This is a genomic window from Alicyclobacillus shizuokensis NBRC 103103, assembly GCF_001552255.1.
Lineage (GTDB): Bacteria > Bacillota > Bacilli > Alicyclobacillales > Alicyclobacillaceae > Alicyclobacillus_G > Alicyclobacillus_G shizuokensis.
In genome coordinates, this window is the sequence record NZ_BCQV01000104.1 from 1 (window position 1) to 2232 (window position 2232).

Consider the following 2232-nt stretch of genomic DNA (forward strand, 5'->3'; position numbering starts at 1 on the left):
GGTTATCGACCAGCATCCTTGCTCTTAAGGTTCACTTCCTGGGGCAAATGTCCACTCTAAATCACTCACTTTCCAACTGCCGTCTACCTGTTTTAACGACACGGTGTAATCTATAAGGTTGTGAGGAGAGGCGACGATATATCGTCCTTTCTTAGGTTGCCATTGGGCATAACTTGCCCAATTATCACCTTCACCTTTAAGTGTTGCTGTTCCGTGAAGCAGATCGACGTCGACCGAGGTCCAGTGCAGGTCTTGAACCCCTCCATCGATAGAAATCACCGTGCCATTTGCACGACTTATTGAGCGATTGAGTACTGCCATCTCGGACTTATATGTCCTTGTTCCGCGAACAAAAAGCTTCTGAATCAAGCTACTGCCCTTTTGCTTCCACGACGTCATTTCGTTCTGAGTAAATGTCACTTTCGACTTTAGATCTGGCGTACGCTTGAGATGTGATACGACCACGCTGTGAAGTGGAACACGCGGTTTAATACCATTGAATGCGGAAACCTTAGTAACAGTCAAGTCATCTGTGTTTCTCGTTTGGTCTATTGTCCAGGGGAAGGAAGACTCCTGATCAAGTACAACCGCTTCCGTCGCAACCTGTTTGACGTTCGTTGTGTTGCTTTGGTATGCGAGGGCCACGCCACCGATTCCGAGTAGGGCAAATGTGCAAAGACCACTTGATACCAGTACAATTGGTCTATTCAGATAAGACAACGTATATTCCTCCCTCAACATCGTATTTGCGTAGATCATCCGAATGGCGCAGGAAGGTGCACATGACTCTAATAGGTGATGGAGATGGTCTTGACCTTTGTTGTCGACGCCTTTGAGTTATATGGCTGTAGTGTCCAGTAAGCATGTTTGTGATTAGTGGTATGCGCATCTACGTAGTCCCCAACCCATCCGGAGTCGGGGTCTGTGCCGTATCCCACTTCGACAGCTACGTGTGTTATCGGCTCGCTGCTATCTCCCCAGTTATATCCAATTATGTCTCCCTTGGACAAAGTGTTGTACTGATTATTTCCAATATCACCGCTATAAGTTCCTGCGCTTTTTGCATCGCCACTGTACGTTAAGAGGTAGGTATACAAATCCCAAGACACCGACCAAGAGTAGGAACGCTGTCCATCTTGGTAAAACCAATAGTGATCATTCGACGTTGTCACGGGCAAACCAGTATTAATGTTGCGATATACTTGTTCTGGTAATCCGCCCGCATGCAGAACTTTGTGACGCGAAATTAGTACAATCGTCAGAGTACGAAGGATAACTACTATTGTAACTAAGTGCGTATTTGTCTGCGTATGAAGCGGCAGCACTTCGGCTATAGGAGGCGGCAAATGCTGGAGCTGCGAAAGGAACTAATCCAGTAAATGAGCTTGCAAGGGCTACCGTCGATAAAACAATCCTGGTTCTCGTTATCACGTCTCCAATACACTTCCTTTCAATGCTTATACGTACTTGTCTGCTTTGTAGCGATCTCCACGGCTGCTAGACGAATCTAAGAGCGATATCGTGACGGCAAGGTTTTCAATGAGTCATAAAGATGTGTTAAGGTTGGCGCCCTATCAGGTTTGAGCGCGCCAGGAGTAGATGTTGGCACCAAGAAGGAAAGTGGTTATGCCAAGTCCGACAGCTGCTCCAATAGTTTTGGTTACTTGTTTCATTGAATCTCTCCTCACAACACCATTTTTAAGGAATTTTCGTATAACCACAATGAGGGGTTTGGTATAATATAGATATACTTTGGATTAGTGTGGTGGGAATGGGTTATGAACTTGGGGGAGAAGATTCGCGCTGCCCGCAAGGAACTTAAGATGACCCAGGCGGAATTGGCTGGTCAGGATTTGTCGAAAGCCATGATCAGCCACATTGAGACTGGCCGTGCCCAGCCGTCTATCAGGGTGTTGTCCATCATAGCAGAACGACTTGGCAAGCCTCTGAGTTACTTTCTTGGGGATGTCGACGGGTCAGAAGAACTGAATAACATTCTATGCACCACACAAGCACTGATTGACGCCGGATGTCTTCCCGATGCGATTGCACGTGCCCAAGCGGGCCTGAAGCTTGCGTGCGAGAGTGGGGAATTGCGCAATACGTTCGGGCTGTTGATGTCCTTGGGCAAAGCTCTCTATAAGAGCAGACGATTTATGGATGCCTATGACCAGTTCGAGGAAGCGTACGAGGCCAGCCTTCATGTGGGGAAGGCCTCCGAAATTGTAGAGG

4 protein-coding genes are annotated in these 2232 nt (G+C 47.4%); 1 reads left to right on the forward strand and 3 read right to left on the reverse strand.

All coding sequences use genetic code 11. The annotated features are described in order from the left end of the window. Window positions 1-24: 24 nt before the first annotated feature. The 3 genes from ASH01S_RS17465 to ASH01S_RS19825 form a co-directional block, all read right to left on the reverse strand. The gene (locus ASH01S_RS17465) at window positions 25-720 is read right to left on the reverse strand and encodes a hypothetical protein (RefSeq protein ID WP_067929710.1); all 696 of its coding nucleotides are present in this window, start codon (window positions 718-720) and stop codon (window positions 25-27) included. A gap of 68 nt (window positions 721-788) precedes the next feature. Beyond that, the gene (locus ASH01S_RS19820; RefSeq protein WP_373278606.1) at window positions 789-1283 is read right to left on the reverse strand and encodes an amidase domain-containing protein; all 495 of its coding nucleotides are present in this window, start codon (window positions 1281-1283) and stop codon (window positions 789-791) included. Then, complete coding sequence (locus tag ASH01S_RS19825; protein ID WP_373278605.1) at window positions 1186-1431, reverse strand: amidase domain-containing protein; 246 nt, start codon at window positions 1429-1431, stop codon at window positions 1186-1188. Before ASH01S_RS19825 ends, ASH01S_RS19820 begins: the two co-directional genes overlap by 98 nt. A gap of 347 nt (window positions 1432-1778) precedes the next feature. On the opposite strand from ASH01S_RS19825, the gene ASH01S_RS17470 reads away from it, so the two are divergent. Continuing rightward, window positions 1779-2232: helix-turn-helix domain-containing protein (locus ASH01S_RS17470; protein ID WP_157067235.1), on the forward strand; the 454-nt coding region annotated here is incomplete at its 3' end.